At 48.2% G+C, this 16,683-nt stretch carries 18 protein-coding genes and 1 pseudogene; 12 read left to right on the forward strand and 7 right to left on the reverse strand.

All coding sequences use genetic code 11. The annotated features are described in order from the left end of the window. The first annotated feature begins 8 nt into the window (after positions 1-8). Positions 9-1,538 (forward strand): annotated as a pseudogene (locus V8Q34_RS02445) (carboxylesterase/lipase family protein). Positions 1,539-1,609: 71 nt separating this feature from the next. Then, positions 1,610-3,028 (forward strand): MFS transporter, encoded by a 1,419-nt coding sequence (locus tag V8Q34_RS02450; RefSeq protein WP_335834729.1) that lies wholly within the window; start codon positions 1,610-1,612, stop codon positions 3,026-3,028. Positions 3,029-3,132: 104 nt separating this feature from the next. Here the strand turns inward: V8Q34_RS02450 and V8Q34_RS02455 are convergent, their stop codons facing one another. Continuing rightward, positions 3,133-3,825 (reverse strand): GDSL-type esterase/lipase family protein, encoded by a 693-nt coding sequence (locus tag V8Q34_RS02455; protein ID WP_052099238.1) that lies wholly within the window; start codon positions 3,823-3,825, stop codon positions 3,133-3,135. Between the two features lie 86 nt (positions 3,826-3,911). Here V8Q34_RS02455 and V8Q34_RS02460 point away from each other — a divergent pair, with 86 nt between their 5' ends. Next, a complete protein-coding gene (locus V8Q34_RS02460) occupies positions 3,912-4,583 on the forward strand; it encodes a Crp/Fnr family transcriptional regulator (protein WP_033140434.1) in 672 nt (223 codons plus the stop codon). A gap of 63 nt (positions 4,584-4,646) precedes the next feature. On the opposite strand, the gene trxA is transcribed toward V8Q34_RS02460, so the two are convergent. Further along, positions 4,647-4,955, reverse strand: coding sequence for a thioredoxin (gene trxA / locus V8Q34_RS02465; protein WP_033140433.1), 309 nt, complete (start codon positions 4,953-4,955; stop codon positions 4,647-4,649). Between the two features lie 93 nt (positions 4,956-5,048). Next, positions 5,049-5,924 carry an NAD(P)/FAD-dependent oxidoreductase gene (locus V8Q34_RS02470; protein WP_033140432.1) on the reverse strand — a complete coding sequence of 292 codons (876 nt, stop codon included), beginning with the start codon at positions 5,922-5,924 and terminating at the stop codon, positions 5,049-5,051. A gap of 163 nt (positions 5,925-6,087) precedes the next feature. Between V8Q34_RS02470 and V8Q34_RS02475 the strand changes: the two genes are divergently transcribed. The 9 genes from V8Q34_RS02475 (at position 6,088) to atpC (ending at position 13,429) form a co-directional block, all read left to right on the forward strand. After that, positions 6,088-6,825, forward strand: coding sequence for an SIR2 family NAD-dependent protein deacylase (locus V8Q34_RS02475; RefSeq protein ID WP_033140431.1), 738 nt, complete (start codon positions 6,088-6,090; stop codon positions 6,823-6,825). Between the two features lie 390 nt (positions 6,826-7,215). After that, positions 7,216-7,884, forward strand: coding sequence for a F0F1 ATP synthase subunit A (locus V8Q34_RS02480; RefSeq protein ID WP_033140430.1), 669 nt, complete (start codon positions 7,216-7,218; stop codon positions 7,882-7,884). Positions 7,885-7,920: 36 nt separating this feature from the next. Continuing rightward, positions 7,921-8,136, forward strand: coding sequence for an ATP synthase F0 subunit C (gene atpE / locus V8Q34_RS02485; protein ID WP_018594308.1), 216 nt, complete (start codon positions 7,921-7,923; stop codon positions 8,134-8,136). 19 nt (positions 8,137-8,155) lie between these two features. Further along, positions 8,156-8,653: a F0F1 ATP synthase subunit B gene (gene atpF / locus V8Q34_RS02490; RefSeq protein ID WP_033140429.1), complete on the forward strand. Its 498-nt coding sequence runs from the start codon at positions 8,156-8,158 to the stop codon at positions 8,651-8,653. Then, positions 8,628-9,137 (forward strand): ATP synthase F1 subunit delta, encoded by a 510-nt coding sequence (gene atpH, locus V8Q34_RS02495; RefSeq protein WP_335834730.1) that lies wholly within the window; start codon positions 8,628-8,630, stop codon positions 9,135-9,137. The genes atpF and atpH overlap by 26 nt, the downstream gene beginning before the upstream one ends. A gap of 5 nt (positions 9,138-9,142) precedes the next feature. After that, a complete protein-coding gene (gene atpA / locus V8Q34_RS02500) occupies positions 9,143-10,651 on the forward strand; it encodes a F0F1 ATP synthase subunit alpha (RefSeq protein ID WP_227210125.1) in 1,509 nt (502 codons plus the stop codon). Positions 10,652-10,655: 4 nt separating this feature from the next. Next, positions 10,656-11,555 (forward strand): ATP synthase F1 subunit gamma, encoded by a 900-nt coding sequence (gene atpG / locus V8Q34_RS02505; RefSeq protein WP_335834731.1) that lies wholly within the window; start codon positions 10,656-10,658, stop codon positions 11,553-11,555. Positions 11,556-11,599: 44 nt separating this feature from the next. Next, the gene (atpD, locus tag V8Q34_RS02510) at positions 11,600-12,988 is read left to right on the forward strand and encodes a F0F1 ATP synthase subunit beta (RefSeq protein ID WP_033140426.1); all 1,389 of its coding nucleotides are present in this window, start codon (positions 11,600-11,602) and stop codon (positions 12,986-12,988) included. A 27-nt stretch (positions 12,989-13,015) separates the two neighbouring features. Continuing rightward, positions 13,016-13,429 carry an ATP synthase F1 subunit epsilon gene (gene atpC, locus V8Q34_RS02515; RefSeq protein ID WP_033140425.1) on the forward strand — a complete coding sequence of 138 codons (414 nt, stop codon included), beginning with the start codon at positions 13,016-13,018 and terminating at the stop codon, positions 13,427-13,429. Between the two features lie 64 nt (positions 13,430-13,493). Here the strand turns inward: atpC and V8Q34_RS02520 are convergent, their stop codons facing one another. Genes V8Q34_RS02520 through V8Q34_RS02535 form a run of 4 tightly spaced genes read right to left on the reverse strand, consistent with a single transcriptional unit; the run spans position 13,494 to position 16,488 of the window. Beyond that, the gene (locus V8Q34_RS02520; RefSeq protein ID WP_335834732.1) at positions 13,494-14,264 is read right to left on the reverse strand and encodes an ABC transporter permease; all 771 of its coding nucleotides are present in this window, start codon (positions 14,262-14,264) and stop codon (positions 13,494-13,496) included. Further along, complete coding sequence (locus V8Q34_RS02525) at positions 14,261-15,163, reverse strand: ABC transporter ATP-binding protein (protein ID WP_033140423.1); 903 nt, start codon at positions 15,161-15,163, stop codon at positions 14,261-14,263. The genes V8Q34_RS02520 and V8Q34_RS02525 overlap by 4 nt, the downstream gene beginning before the upstream one ends. After that, positions 15,164-15,364: a PLDc N-terminal domain-containing protein gene (locus V8Q34_RS02530; RefSeq protein ID WP_033140422.1), complete on the reverse strand. Its 201-nt coding sequence runs from the start codon at positions 15,362-15,364 to the stop codon at positions 15,164-15,166. It abuts the gene before it with no gap. Beyond that, positions 15,361-16,488, reverse strand: coding sequence for a helix-turn-helix domain-containing protein (locus V8Q34_RS02535; RefSeq protein ID WP_335834733.1), 1,128 nt, complete (start codon positions 16,486-16,488; stop codon positions 15,361-15,363). The genes V8Q34_RS02530 and V8Q34_RS02535 overlap by 4 nt, the downstream gene beginning before the upstream one ends. Between the last annotated feature and the right edge of the window lie 195 nt (positions 16,489-16,683).

Below are 16,683 nucleotides of genomic sequence, written 5' to 3' on the forward strand. Positions count from 1 at the left end.
AAACCGCAATGAAAGAATACGTGGTAAATACAACATCCGGGAAAGTAAAAGGCTATCTGAGAAACAATCTGGTGGAATATCTGGGCATCCCATTTGCACAGCCTCCCGTTGGCAGCCTGCGCTTTAAAAGAGCACAGCCTGTGGCTCCATGGCAAGGGATTTATGATGCCGGAGACTATGGAAAAGAAGCCGTCCAACTGGACGAAGGACAGTTAAAAGGCAGCGAAGACTGCCTTACCCTGAACATAAGACGCCCCATGGAGGGAAAGGATCTGCCGGTTCTTGTGTGGATACACGGCGGCGGATACAATACGGGATCAGCGTCCGTTCCCCTTTACAGCGGTGTCTCATTTGCGGAAAAAGGTATTGTCTTTGTCTCCGTTCAGTATCGTTTAAATGTACTGGGATTTTATGACTTTACCACATACCCCGGCTGCGAAGATTTTGAGAGTAACTGCGGTGTATCTGACCAGATCCTTGCCATAACCTGGATACATGAAAATATAAAAGCCTTCGGCGGCGACCCCGGCCGCATCACCATAGCCGGAGAATCAGCCGGCGGAGCCTCTGTGGTCAATATGCTGGCAGCTCCCGTCGTAAAAGGTATGTTCAGCCAGGCAATCGCACAAAGCCCCCTGCCGAACTGTATTGCCACCCACAGGACAGCCGGAGAGAATACAGATCTGTTTCTGGAAGGTATGGGGTGGAACGTGGGGGATCTGCAGAAGCTCAGAACCATAAATCCCTTTGAATTGCAGAAAGGCAATACTTATGTGGCAGAAAAGCACCAGTACAAAAACCCGGGAATCTTTCTTCCCGGCCCTATACAGGACGATCTGCTTCCCGTACGCCCCATTGATGCCATCCGCAGCGGCAGCGCAGAGGGAGTAAAGCTTCTCATCGGTACCAACAAGCATGAGGGAACCCTGTTCGTCCATCCGGAAAAGACGGGGTTTCCAAACAACTGGGCCATGACTGCTGCTATGTTTGAGAAGAACGGACATGCCGCCGCGCTTCCGGAAATGATCCGTTATTACCAGCCTTCCCCGGAAGAATAGAAGTTGAAAGAAGTATCAGACAGACAAAGAGAAGTCCCGGCGGAACAGTTAAAACCGTTTATAAATTTTGCCGCAGACTACGCTTTTCGTATGCCTTCCCTGAAGGCAGCGCAGGCCCAGAAAGCATACGGGGATGTGTGGCTGTATAGCTTTGAATTTGTTTCAAGATCCGGGAAAAGTACAGGGATGGGAGCCTCCCACGCTTATGAACTTCCCTGTATGTTCGCCGAAAAAGAATTTGCCTTCAGCAGATTTATCTTTGACGGGGAACCCAAGAAAACCACAGATGCGCTGATAGAAGCCATGCACACGTCCTGGGTCCGGTTTATAAAAACAGGGGAACCCGATAAAGAGAACTGGCCAAAATACACGGGATATCACACCCCGGTCCGTGTCTTTGACAGAGTGAGCAGGACAGAAATACGGGATTTCAGTAAGCTTATGGAACTCTGGAAGGACATGCGGTTTTATGAAAACTGAGGGTAACGTGGCTGAAGCGTTACAACTGAGGCAGTAAAGACCAAACACTGCCCTGAAAAGGAGAGAAGAAAATGTTTAGTTATGCATCAAAACATAATGATCCCAAAGCAAAATTAGGCTGGAGCGAACGCATCGGCTACGGTATCGGCAACTATGGTATGGCGTGGGTAAACGGCATCATGTCAGCCTTCTTTATGATCTATCTGACCAATGTATCCTTCGTGGATGCAGGTGTGACAGGCACGATCATTGCCCTGTCAAAAGTATTTGACGGTATCAGCGATCTGATCATGGGCGGAATCGTGGACCACACCAAATCCAAACACGGCAAGGCCAGGATCTGGCTGGTGCGCATGTGTATTCCGCTGGCAGTTTCCACACTGCTGCTGTTCTGTATCCCGGCATCCATGACCGGATTTATAAAATACGTCTACATATTTATCATGTATAACCTGGTAAACGCCGTATTCTACACAGCTATGTATGTACCGTATACTTCCATGAATTACCTTATGACCCAGAATGACTTTGACCGTGGTCTGCTGGGCAACATGAACATGATTTTCCAGACACTGGCGAACATCACCATGAACACCTTCTTCCTCACTTGGCTGAACAAATTCGGAGACGGTGATATCTACACACAGAAAGCATGGACAAAAGCCTTTATGATTGTAGGCATAATTGTCATTGCTGCCAGTATCCTCTGTTTCTTCGGAACAAAGGAACGCGTAAAAAACATGGAAAAACAGTCAGGAGGAGAAAAAGAAGAAAAATCCGTACCTGCAAGGAAAGCCGTAAAATCCCTGTTCCAAAATAAATACTGGGTTCTGATGACAGTCTGTATGTTCCTGATTTTCTTTGTCATTGTCATGTACGCAGTGGCGGCAGCCTACTATGCGCAGTATGTTCTCGGGGATATAGGCTTCTACACCCCGATCAACAACGCGCTGTCCATCGCACAGTTCGGCATCATGTTCCTCACACCGGCATTTATGAAGAAATTCGGAAAACACAGAACCTATCAGGTCGGTCTTATTGCTATGATGGCGGGATTCGCAGGCACAGGTCTGTGCGGTACAAACCTTCCGTTACTTATTTTCTTTAACGCAGTAAAAGGCGTGGGGTTAGGGGCTGCCGGCGGCATGGCCTTTGGAATGGTGTCAGATACGATTGAATACGGAGAGTGGAAGACCGGTGTTGTGGCTGTGGGAATGGGCAATGCAGGCGTCAGCACAGCCCAGAAGCTGGGACTCGGTCTTGGACAGGCAGTTATGGGTTGGATTCTTGCGGCAGGCGGATTTGATGCGGCAAAAGCCGTGCAGTCAGCAGGTGCACAGAGCGCGATCAGCTTTTGCTACAACTGGATTCCCGTTATCTGTGTGGCCCTGTGCTCTGTACTTATGCTGTTTTACCGCCTGGACAAAGAATTGCCGGTGATCCGCACAGAGATGGCAAAACGTAACAGTTCAGACAGGTCTGCGCATTGACTGCGCTGACCGTATGAAAAAGTAGTGCCGGCAGACCGGTTAAAATATTCTGTACTGGAATAACTTCCTGATATGTGGTATATTGATGAAAAGAGAGGGAAAGCTTAGTACCCCCAATCCTTCAGGGCCTCATAGACAGTCCGGGCAATGGCTTTGGCTCCCAGTTCGTTGGGATGGACACCGTCCTGGAGGAAAAATTCGGGGTGGCTGGCAGTCACCTCATGAATATCGATAAAAGGCAGTCCCAGTTCCTTGGCGAGCTCACGGACTGCTTTTGCTGCTTCGCCGGCTACGCCGGCCCGTATCTTATAGGGCTTTGCAGGATTGAAATTCTCCGGGAATACAGAGGCAGGCGTCATGAGAATGACATCCGGTCTGGATGGCAGCTCCTGGTAGGAGAGGATCAACTGCCGGTAATCATCCTGAAATGCCTCTGTGCTGATCCAGTTATAGGGCTTTGTATCGTTGGTCCCCAGCATGATCAGCACCACATCCGGTTTGAAGTCCAGGCTTTTTTTGTACCGCTTGTGGCTCGTATAAGGTCTGTCACAGCTTTCCTGAAGCGTGTATCCGCTGGCACCGAAATTTTTTACGGAATATTTCCGGCCGAGCATAGTTCCAAGCTGTGCGGGATAACTGTCGTGGCTTTTGTCCCGGATCGTGGCGCCGTAGGTTATGCTGTCCCCCACACAGGCGATCCGCGTTTGGGAAGGGCAGGTCAGCCGGAGGACGAGGAGTATGACGGCCAGAAGAACGGCAAAGCGCAGCAGGTAATCAGAAAGTTTCTTTTGTCTCATAAAGGAATTTTCTCCTTTTTTCATATTTCACATGCATATCTTATTGTAAGGGCTAAAAAATGGAATTGCAAGGGAAGGATACAAAAATGGAAGATAGAATAAAAGAAGTTCTGGTGCAGACACCTTTCTGGGAACATTTGACAAAAGAGCAGCAGGAGAGGGTGTGCCGGGATTCCAGAGAAGTGCACTATCCGGCGGGAAGCCTGATCTATTCACCCACCAGGGAATGCCTGGGAACCGTATTTATTTTAAAGGGCGTTATCCGTGCGTATCTTTTGTCTGACGAGGGCAAAGAGGTGACCATATACCGGATCAGGGAAGGGGATACCTGTGTGCTCACAGCCTCCTGTGCCCTGTCGGCCATCACCTTTGATGTGGAGATAGAGGCAGAGGCGGACTGTGATGTTCTGCTGATACCGGCACCTGTATTTTCAGCTCTTGCGGTGGACAATATCTATGTGGAGAATTATGCCTACAAGATCGCAACGGAGCGTTTTTCAAGCGTTGTGGAGGCTCTGCAGCAGATGCTGTTTTTAAGTCTGACTCAGAGGATCGCCGCTTTTCTCATCGACGAATCCGCACAGAGGAAGGATGACAGCATCCGTATGACCCATGAGGAAATCGCAAAAGCCATCGGCAGTGCCAGGGAAGCGGTGAGCAGAACCCTGAAACAGATGGTAAAAAAGGGGGATATATCCCTGTTCCGCGGCGGAATCAAGATTGAAAATAAAAGCAGCCTTTATGAGCTGCTGCCGTAAGGCAGGCATGACGAAAAAGGGTGCGGCAGGAAGCCGCACCCTTTTATCCATCCATCTCTGTTTTTATTTCAGAAGATTCAAAAGCTGCCCTTTTGGAACAACTCCCACAGATTTTTCCACAACCTTTCCATTCTTGAACACCAGAACCGTGGGAATGTTCATAACGCCGTAGGAGGAAGCCAGACCCGGATTCTCATCCACATTTACTTTGCCTACTTTATACGCGCCTTTGGATTCCTCGGCAATCTCCTCAATAACCGGCCCCAGCATGCGGCAGGGCATACACCAGGTTGCCCAGAAATCTACCATTACAGGAACAACAGAATCCAATACCTCACTTTTAAAGTTTTTCTCATCAAATACCATTGCCATAATTATACACTCCTTATTTTTATCATAAATTTTTGGTTTCTCATCTTTATGAGCCTATTCTATCAGATGCAGGCCCGCTTTTCTGTGACTGTGTCACACTGCTTCCGGAAGCTTTTTTAAATACTTCACAGCTTTTGTTCCCGCAAGAGCTCCTTCATAGACGGCTTTTGATACCTGAAGAAGGCCGCCTGTGCAGTCTCCTGCTGCAAAAAGTCCGGGAAGGGCAGTGCTGGTGTCTGTCTCTATCATGATATGATTGTTTTCTATCATCAAGCCCAGTTTTCTTGCAATATCTGTGCTTCCTGCGGTTCCGAGCGCCACGAAAAGTCCGTCCAGCGGGAATTTTTCGTAATCCTCCAGTTCCAGCCATTTTAAAGTGGGCTCTCCTCCGGCGGAAATGATCTTCCTTGTCTCAACCTGGATGGTTCCCAGCGCTTCTTTTTCAAAAGTGGGTTCCATGCCGTTGGTGAGGATCGTGACTTTGGCAGCCATGGGTTCCAGCACCTTTGCCTCATGCAGGGCGTATTCTCCGTTGCCGATTACTGCCACATCCTTCTGGCGGTAGAAAAAACCGTCGCAGATGGCACAGTAACTGATACCGCTGCCTTCATATCTGCGGGCTTCCTTAAGGGCAAGCGTGTTCCTTTTGGTTCCCGTTGCCAGGATCAATGCCTTGGTCTGATAGGTGGACGTGATGGTGTGGATCGTGTAATCGCCGTCGTATTCCACAGACAGCATTTCATCCTCCACGACAGGGACTCCCAGGGCTTTGATCTGCTTCAGACCGTTCTCATACAGCTCCTGTCCGGAAACTGGGTCAGGCAGTCCGTAATAATTTTCAATCTTCGCTGCCTTTTCCAGAGCACCGATACCTTTGTGTATGATAAGCGGCGTGATGCCGGAGCGGACTGCGTACAGAGCAGCGGAGATTCCGGCAGGTCCTGCGCCGGCGATAATCAGTTTTTCCATATATTCAGGCACTTCCTTTCTTTCTACTCTTATCTTATCATAAATTTTACCAAAAGACACAGGTTTTGTTGGTGACCTGGTTACATAAGAAAAAAGCCTTTATAAAAACAGAGAAAAATGGTAAAATATAAACATAAGAAATGGCCGGGAGGAGGAAAGATTTATGGAAGAGGAAAAAAAGATTGAAAGGCTGAGGGCAATCCTTGATGCCAGCGCCTATACAGTCATTTTAAGCGGTTCCGGCATGATGGCAGAGTGCGGATACATGGGAATGAAGACACCGGAGAAAGCGTATGAGATCGAGAAGACATACGGTGTGTCACCGGAGGATATATTTACCAGTGTGTACTACAACAACAGGCCGGCGGAGTTTTTCAAATTTTACCGCGACGAAGTTCTCCAGGGGGATGTGGACACCAGCGACACGTTCCGTGTGGCAGCCAGGATGGAGCAGAAGGGAAAGCTGAAGTGTATCATTACCGGGAATATTTACGGATATCCCCAGAAGGCAGGCTGCCGCAATGTGATCAACCTGCACGGAAGCATCCATGAGAATATCTGCCCCCACTGCGGAAGGAAATATCCGCTGGAATATATAAGAGCGTCCAAAAAAGTACCGCTGTGTGAGGACTGCAGCCGTGTCATCCGTCCGCAGGTGGCTCTCTTTGGCGAAATGATGGACAGCCAGCTCATGACAAGGGCAACCTGGGAGATTGAGAACGCGGATACCCTGATTCTTCTTGGAACGACACTGGATTCCGAGGTGTTCTCCAAGTATATCAAATACTTTGAGGGAACGAATCTGGTCATCATTCATAAAGAGCATCATCACTCAGACAGCAGAGCAGACCTTGTCATCTGGGATGAGCCGAGAAATGTTTTTACGAAACTAGGTTATTAATGTGAAAACCTAACAAAAAAGCGCCCCGTTTTTCGTGAATGAGGCGCTTTTTATATGAGGGATTTAGAAAAACACTAACATATTTCACAAAAATTAATCAAAAAAACAACTTGTATTTATGAAAAAAATCAGTTGTATTTTTCCATATACCAATTGGTACACAAAAACCCTCCAAAAACAGGGAGAAAACCATAAAAGAAATTGAAAAAATGTCTGAAAAATTGTCCGTAAAATCACAGGAAAGCCACATCGAAAAAAATATAAAGAAAGATTGACAAATGAAAAAATTAGCTGTAATGTTTTCTGGAATCATAAATAAATAAGAAAGGAGAAGTTAAAAAATCATAAAATAGAAAGGGAGGATGTCCTACGGGAACTATAGCGGATAGGATTACGGAAGAGCTGAACTGCGAGACCGTATTTACCATCCCAATTTTTGGCGGGATACCAGTCACGGAGTCCGTGGTGGTCACCTGGATCATTATGGCAGCATTGACGATATTATCCATCGTTCTTGTCAGAAATCTGAAGGTGGAAAATCCCGGTAAGAAACAGTTGGCTCTGGAATCATCTATTGGATTTCTGCATGACTTTTTCGCGGATATTCTGGGCGAGAGAGGAAAGCAGTATATTCCTTACTTGATTACCGCTGCCATCTATATTGGCGTGGCTAACTTAATTGGTCTTCTGGGCTTTAAGCCGCCCACAAAGGACTTAAACGTGACAGCAGGGCTGGCAATCATAAGCATCTTCCTGATTGAATATTCAGGATGGAAGCAGAAAGGGTTTAAGCGGTTCATGCACAGTTTTGCAGAACCCATGGCCATTGTTACGCCGATTAACATTATGGAGATATTTATCCGCCCGGTATCGCTTTGTATGCGGTTGTTCGGCAATGTTATCGGATCATTTGTTGTAATGGAACTGATCAAAATGATCTTACCGGTTGTTTTACCCATTCCATTCAGCTTTTATTTTGACATTTTTGATGGTCTGATTCAGGCCTATGTATTTGTTTTTTTAACTTCGCTCTTTATCAAGGAGCAGATAGAAGAGTAATCATTAAAAATAAATTTGGAAAAGGAGAACAGAGATATGTTAACAGCAATTGGTGCAGGTATGGCAGTTTTAACAGGTTTAGGAGCAGGTTTAGGTATCGGTCTTGCAACATCTAAAGCAACAGAAGCGATCGCAAGACAGCCGGAGGCAGAGGGAAAGATCAGTAAAGCGCTGTTACTCGGATGTGCACTTGCAGAGGCAACTGCTATTTACGGTTTCGTTATCGCTTTATTACTGTTATTCGTAAAATAAGGAAGGCAGGTGAAGACAGGTGCTGAGTTTAGGCTGGGGCCTTATCTGGACCATAATTAACCTGATAGTTCTTTATCTCTTACTGAAAAAATTCCTGATCGGACCGATACTGGGAATCATGGAAAAAAGAAAGACACTCATCGCACAGCAGCTTGAAAATGCCAGGACAACAGAAGGAAAGGCGAATGAGCTGAAAGGCCAGTATGAAATGGCAATAAGCGGTGCAAAAGCCGAGTCCTTACAGATTATCGAGGAAGCGAAAGCGGATGCGAGGACCCTGACAGAGCGTACCGTTCGGGAAGCGAATGAGCAGGCTGCCAGAATCCTGGAAAGTGCCAGAAAAACGGCAGAACAGGAAAAGGAAAATGCCCTGGCAGGAGCAAAATCCGAAATCGCGGGCCTTGCCGTGGAAGCAGCCAGAAAAATGCTTGCAGGCGGAAGCCAGGCGGGAAACAGCATGCTCTACGACACATTTTTAGCAGAAGCGGGTGATGCAGATGACAGAGAGTCTGAATAATTACGGGAAAGTGCTGTATGAGCTGAACATTTCACCGGAATCTGCAGCCGGCGCAAGAGAACTTTTAGAGAAAGTTCCCCAGGTGTCGGAAGTGCTTTCAAGCCCTGTTGTATCCCTGGCGGCGAAGCAGAGAGCTGTAGACCGGATTTTTCCGAAAGAGATACATAATTTTATGAAAATACTGTGCAGATACCACAAAGCAGGCGAGGCACAGGAAATTTTTAAGGCATATCAGGAGTATTACAACGAGCAAAATAATATTTTAAATGCCACTCTGTCTTATGTGGTACTTCCTACAGAGGAGCAGCTTGAAGGAATCAGAAGATTTCTCTGCAGGCAATACCACGTAAAGGATGTAGCATTTCAGTTACAGGAAGAAAAAGACCTGGTCGGCGGATTTACCCTCCGCGTAGGAGACCGGGAGATTGATTACAGCCTGAAGGGCAGAATCAATGCACTACAACAAAAATTGACCTGGAGGTGAACGCTTTGAGTTCAATCAATTCAGAGGAGATTATCTCCATTCTGAAAGAAGAAATAGAAAATTTCGATATGACAACGGGTGTCCGTGAAGTGGGAAACGTAATCTGGGTCGGTGACGGAATTGCGACTGTTTATGGAATAGACCATGCGATGTACGGAGAGATCGTGACCTTTGAGAACGGTGTCAAGGGTATGGTGCAGGATATCAAGAGAAATGAGATCGGTGTCATCATATTCGGCAAGGACATGGGAATCAAAGAGGGCACAAAAGTTGTCCGCACAAAGAAAAGAGCAGGTATCCCGGTTGGTGAAGGCTATATCGGAAGAATCGTGGATGCCCTTGGCGCACCCATTGACGGAAAAGGAGAGATCAAGGCAGAGGATTACCGTCCCATCGAGCAGGAAGCACCTGGTATCATTGACCGTAAATCCGTATCTGTTCCCATGGAAACAGGTATTCTGGCCATTGACTCCATGTTCCCCATCGGCCGCGGACAGCGTGAGCTGATCATCGGCGACCGTCAGACAGGTAAGACCTCCATTGCCATTGACGCTATCCTGAACCAGAAAGGCAAGGACGTCATGTGTATCTACGTGGCAATCGGACAGAAGGCCTCCACAGTTGCAAAACTGACCGGAACTCTGGAAAAATACGGCGCCATGGATTACACCACAGTCTTTGCAGCGACAGCAAGCGACTGTGCGCCCCTTCAGTATATTGTTCCCTATTCGGGAACCGCTCTGGCAGAGTACTTTATGTACCAGGGCAAGGATGTGCTGATCGTCTACGATGACCTGTCAAAGCATGCGGTGGCTTACCGTGCCCTTTCCCTGCTTCTGGAGCGTTCTCCGGGACGTGAGGCTTACCCGGGCGACGTATTCTACCTGCATTCCAGACTGCTGGAGCGTTCCAGCCGTTTGAGCGACGCAGCGGGCGGCGGTTCCATCACGGCACTGCCTATCATTGAGACACAGGCAGGCGACGTTTCCGCTTATATTCCGACCAATGTTATTTCTATCACAGACGGACAGATTTTCCTGGAAAGTGACCTGTTTTTCGCCGGCAACCGTCCGGCTGTCAATGTGGGTCTTTCCGTATCCCGTGTGGGCGGCGCGGCCCAGACAAAGGCCATGAAAAAGGCATCAGGCAGCATGAGGATTGACCTGGCACAGTACAGGGAGATGGAAGTGTTTACACAGTTCGCGTCTGACCTGGATGATGCCACAAAAGAACAGCTTTCCTACGGAAAGACGCTGATGGAGCTTTTGAAACAGCCTCTGTGCCATCCCTTGTCCAACCATGAGCAGGTTATCACCCTCTGGACAGCAACACATAAGGTATTTTCCGGTGTGGAGATTAAGGATGTGAAGCCGTTCCAGACAGATATGCTGGCTTACTTTGAGAAAAACCATCCGGAGATCGGACAGGAGATCGAGACGAAAAAAGTCATCTCCGACGAACTGGGCGAGAAGATTTTAAAGGTGGCAGAGGAATTTAAGAATAAGAGCAGGTGATGAGATGGCAAGTGCAAAAGAGATACAAAGCCGTATAAACAGTATCCAGGATACGATGAAGATCACCAACGCCATGTACATGATTTCCTCCTCCAAGTTAAAGAGAGCAAGGAAAGTGCTGGCGGATACGGAGCCGTATTTTTATTCCCTGCAGTCTGCGATCGGCCGTGTTCTCCGTCATATGCCTCCGGATACGGAAGGAAACCGTTTCTTTGACGAGCGGGCTGATGTTCCGGATGACAAACGCAGAACGGGCTACATCGTCGTTTCCGCAGACAAGGGGCTTGCCGGTGCTTACAATCACAATGTGTTTAAGATAGCAGAAGAATGTATGGAAAATGACGCGCATCCCCAGCTCTTTGTGCTGGGAGAGGTGGGAAGACAGTATTTCTACAAGAAGAACGTGGATATTGACACGAACTTCCGGTTCACAGTACAGAAGCCGACCATGCACCGGGCCAGGGTGATCTCAGAGAAGATGATCGCCAATTACCTGACCGGGGAGCTGGATGAAGTGTATATCATTTACACGAGAATGGCCAATGCCGCCAATATGGTGGCAGAGATGGAACAGCTTCTTCCCCTTAAAAAAGCAAGTTTCCGTACACCGGCACAGGTGATGGTAGATATTCATCAGGAGGAGATCGAGATGGTTCCCTCCGCAGAAGAAGTCCTGAACAGCATTGTTCCCAATTACCTGCACGGTATCATTTACGGCTGTCTTGTGGAATCCTATGCCAGTGAGCATAATTCCCGTATGATGGCTATGGATGCAGCTACCAGCAGTGCAAAAGACATGCTGAAAGATTTATCAATAAAATATAATCGTGTGCGTCAGGCTGCGATCACCCAGGAAATCACTGAGGTCATCAGCGGAGCCAAGGCACAGAAGAATAAAAACTAGCGAGCAGGAAGGAGGTTTCCTCACGACTGTGAGATGCAATCGTTATGGAAAAAGGAAAAATCGTACAGGTCATGGGACCTGTTGTAGACGTAGAATTTGAAGACCAGAACCTTCCGTATATCAAAGATGCCCTTACCGTGGAGAACAATGGAAAGAAGCTTGTGATGGAAGTGGCACAGCACATCGGAAACAATACGGTGCGCTGTATCATGCTGGCTTCCAGCGACGGCCTCTGCAAAGATATGGAGGTCACGGCAACAGGAGCAGGTATTTCCGTACCGGTGGGAAAAGAGACACTGGGACGTCTGTTCAACGTGCTGGGCGAAACCATTGACAACGGAGAACAGCTTGAAAATGCGGAGCACTGGGTCATCCACAGAGATCCCCCAAGCTTCGAGGAGCAGAGCCCAGTAGTCGAGATTCTGGAGACTGGTATCAAGGTGATCGACCTGCTGGCGCCTTACGCAAAAGGCGGTAAGATCGGTCTGTTCGGCGGTGCCGGGGTTGGTAAGACCGTTCTGATCCAGGAGTTGATCAGCAATATTGCCACAGAGCACGGCGGATACTCCATTTTCACCGGTGTTGGTGAGCGTTCCCGTGAGGGAAATGACCTTTGGACAGAGATGAAGGAATCCGGCGTACTGGAGAAGACAGCCCTGGTATTCGGGCAGATGAATGAGCCGCCGGGAGCGCGTATGCGTGTGGCGGAGACCGGACTTACCATGGCAGAGTATTTCCGTGATCAGGAGCACCAGAACGTGCTGCTGTTCATTGATAATATCTTCCGTTTTACCCAGGCAGGTTCTGAGGTTTCAGCGCTTCTGGGACGTATGCCGTCAGCCGTTGGCTACCAGCCCACCCTGGCTACTGAGATGGGTGAGCTGCAGGAGCGGATCGCCTCCACAAAGAACGGTTCCGTTACAAGTGTGCAGGCTGTCTATGTGCCTGCCGATGACCTGACTGACCCGGCTCCGGCCACTACATTTGCCCATCTGGATGCCACTACGGTTCTGTCCAGAAAGATCGTGGAGCAGGGTATCTATCCCGCGGTTGACCCGCTGGAATCCACCTCCCGTATTCTGGAGGCTGATGTGGTCGGGGAAGAACACTATGATGTGGCCAGAAGGGTGCAGGAGTATCTGCAGAAGTACAAAGAGCTGCAGGATATCATTGCCATCCTTGGTATGGAAGAGCTTTCCGAGGAAGACAAAAAAGTAGTTGCCCGTGCCAGAAAGATCCAAAAATTCCTGTCCCAGCCCTTCCATGTGGCTGAGGTGTTCACCGGAATTGCCGGTAAATATGTACCTCTCAAAGAGACGATCCGCGGCTTTAAGATGATCGTGGACGGCGAGATGGACGAATATCCGGAGAATGCATTCTTTAATGTGGGAACCATTGACGAGGTGGTGGAGAAAGCAAAAGCTGAGCAGTAATGCAGGGCGGAAAAGGAGTGCATGTATATGAATACATTCGGACTGAATATCGTTGCCAGTGATAAAGATTTTTATCACGGCAGAGGAACCAGTATCATGCTTCCTGCAAAGGACGGCCAGATTTCCATTCTGGCCCACCATGCGGATATGATGGTTGCCATTGTACCCGGTGAGATGCGTTTTAAGCCTGCTGACAGTGAAGAGTGGAAGACAGCGATTGTGGGAAACGGGTTTGCGCAGATCATCAATAACCGTGTGACTGTTCTGGTAGATAGCTGTGAGTACCCCGAGAATATTGACCTGAAGCGTGCAAAAGATGCCCTGGAGCGCGCGGAAGAACAGCTCAGGCAGCAGCAGAGTCTGCAGGAATATTATATATCCAAGGCATCCCTTGCAAGAGCCATGGCCCGTATGAAAGCAGCAAAGAAGCATGACGTATAAGACGTTTATACAGGAGATGAGGAGAACATTCCTCGTCTCTTTTTTTATGGATGATCCGGTGGTCTTATAAAAGCTTTTTATTAAAAATCAGTACGGAAAGAAGCAGATTCACCACCGATAAAACGCCGGTGATCACCACAGCACACATGAAATCAGACACATCTGCTGCCTGGGGAAGCAGGCTGTAAGAGGACATCAGTTGTGTGGGAATATACTTTTTCATATCAGGTATCCATGCCAGCAGGTAGAATACGAAAAACACACCTCCGGTTCCGGCCAGTACCATATAATTGGTGCTGCACAGGGAGGACATAAGCATAATAAGCGTGATCAGCCACAGCCCTGTCATATAGAGGCAGAAGGCTCCGAAAAATATATGGGATGCCATGCTGTTATCCCAGAAATACATATTATAGACATAGGTGATCCCGAAAGAGATCCAGTAACACACAGTCCAGAGAAGAAGGGCGGAAAAGGCTTTGGACAGGATCAGTTTCCACCGGTTCATGCCTTTTGTCAGGATAATGATCAGGGTGCCTTTCTGATATTCCGTGGTCAGAATACCGCTTGCAATGACAATAAAAACAATCAGATATATGGGGGTATTCTTATAAAACTGCGTCCAGGATGTAAATACGTCCACCTTGATCTCTGTCAGGACCATACCGCTTTCCTCCAGGGAACCGGCAAAGTTCTCCATCATCCAGGGCGTCAGCTTGGCAACAAGGGGATTCATGATCCCGAATAAAACAGAGAGAATCACAAGCAGGGGCATTCTGCCGGTGCGCAGAGATTCCCGCAGTTCTTTTTTAGTAAAAGCTGTGAGTTGTCTCATATCCCAATCACCTCCATAAACAGGTTTTCCAGTGTGGCCTCCCGCATCTCTACCTTCTGGACACAGAGCGCATTGTCTGCCAGAATCTTCATGGCATGTGTCATGTCTTTTTCATCTTTTCCCGGGAAGAACAGGCGGACTGCGCTTATTCTCTCGCTGCCGGACATGGATGCTGCGAAGGCGTCGGCGTCCTGCGGCGTGTAAAATTCTATGTCAAATCCGTTGCCTTTTCGTCTGCTCTTTATTTCCTCCAGGGTCCCCTTAAGCGCGGTGCGGCCGTTGTGGAGAAGAGCGATCTCATCACAGATGCGTTCCACATCCGAGAGGATATGTGTGGAGAAGACAACCGTGGTATGGTCTTTGACGGACAGAAGAATATCCAGGATCTCTTTTCTGCCAAGGGGGTCCAGGGCAGAAGTGGGTTCGTCGCAGATCAGCAGCTTGGGTTCGTTCAGAAGTGCCTGGGCGATTCCTAAGCGCTGCTTCATTCCTCTGGAAAACCCGTGAATGCGTTTATTTTCCTTATCCAGTCCCACCAGGTGCAGCAGTTCGTCTGATTTTTTGCGGATTCCGGCGGATGACATTCCTGTGATCTCTCCGCACAGTCTGAGATATTCCGAGGGTGTCATGTATCCGTAAAATTCCGGGACATCCGGCAGGTAGCCCATATAGCGGTTGGTACGATTCTGCCCGTAGCGGACCGTTTCCCCGTTTACTTTGATCGTGCCGCTGTCTGTCTGCAGAAGTCCCAGGATCATTTTCATGGTGGTGGTCTTACCTGCTCCGTTCTGTCCGATAAATCCGTAGACACAGTGTTCCGGTACGGTAAAGCTCAGGTCGTCAATGATTTTTTTACTCCCGAAAGATTTTGATACATGGGAAAGGGTCAGCATATCCATTTAATTGTCCTCCTTTCCGAGCAGAAGGTACAGGACCGGCCCGATAAATTCCAGCCCCACGATTGTGACAACCAGCCACAGGGCACGTGAACCCCTTTTATAATTCTTATGGGTGAGAATATGGCGCAGGGTGATGAAAAGCAGAAGCAGTTCCGCAATGGCTAAAGGAATGAGAAATGGTAAAAGTTCTGAAACTGTCATAGGGATTCTCCTCTCACTAAAAATATTTGTTTGATCTTCCGGTAATCTTCACTGCTCTCAAGCGGCTGAAACACAGGGTTTTCCAGTGCCTGCACCACGCTGTCCGCAATGACTTTTTTAGCACGGACCAGGTTCCCTCCCAGATCCGACTGTTCAAAATAAGGATCAATGGCATCGAAATACTCATCTCCGTGCAGGAAAACCTTGTCACATTCCAGCAGGGAATCGGTTATGGATGCAAACTTTTTCAAGCGGTCCAGAGCCTCCTCAAGCCTTCCGTGTATGCAGCAGATAACAGCAGTCTGATAATGGAACTGGGCGGCTGTGTTGTGGTGCAGATTCTCCAGACTGTAGAGTTTCATGAGACAGTCAATGCGGTGAATGGTTTCCTCACAGGAATCCATATCCTCCGCGTGGAGGGAAAGATACTGCACAGCTCCCGACACAAGGGAAAGGAGATGGGTATACATGCCGAACTGGCTGTACCGGTTGGCCTTTTCCTTCTGACCGGCAATAGCATAGGCCTGAACCAGGATCGTTTCCCCCTGAAAGGAGTAGTGATACGGATTCAGTATCTCTTCCAGTGTGTCGATCACCTCCTGGGTCCTGCCGCAGAGCAGATCAATACTGGCTTTTAACAGGAGGGCGTCGTTGCACAGCGGGATTTCCCTGCAGTCATTGATAATGTGGGAACACAGTCTGGCTGCTTCCTCCAGAATCTCTGTCTGCATCTGCGGGTTTGGGGCAAGGGTGGCATGGTTCATCCAAAGAACACAGACCTGGAAAAGGAAGGGGGAACAGGAGTAGTATTTTTTGACCAATTGCCGGCTCTTCTCCATCACCTCCTCAAAGGGCTGTTCTGCGAATTCTTTCGTGAAATCAAAATATATTTTCTGAATCTGTTCTCTGCTGAGTTTAGGCTCATATCCCAGAAGTTCGTCTACTGTGACATCAAAATAGGCGGCCAGGCGGGGGAGCAGCATAATATCCGGCAGACTCTGCTTTGTCTCCCATTTTGAGACAGAGGCTTTGGTGACACCCACGAAATCAGCCAGCTCTTCCTGGGTGATTCCTTTTTTGTGGCGTAATTTAATGATGTTTTCGGAAAAATTAAGTATATTCATCCTTTCATCCTCCTTATATGGTTGATTATAAGCAGGTAACTGAAAATTATCAATGGATTGCAGCGATACTTTGAGATACAAAATCAACTGTTAGGAAACCGACACAGCATACTGTCCTTCAGACCTGAAAAGATGTATCCTGTGCAAATGAATATCAATCTTTTTTGAACCTGCTATAATGTGTGTAAGAAAACT

The sequence above is a fragment of the Blautia sp. JLR.GB0024 genome (genome assembly GCF_037000545.1).
Classification (GTDB): Bacteria; Bacillota; Clostridia; order Lachnospirales; family Lachnospiraceae; genus Blautia; species Blautia celeris.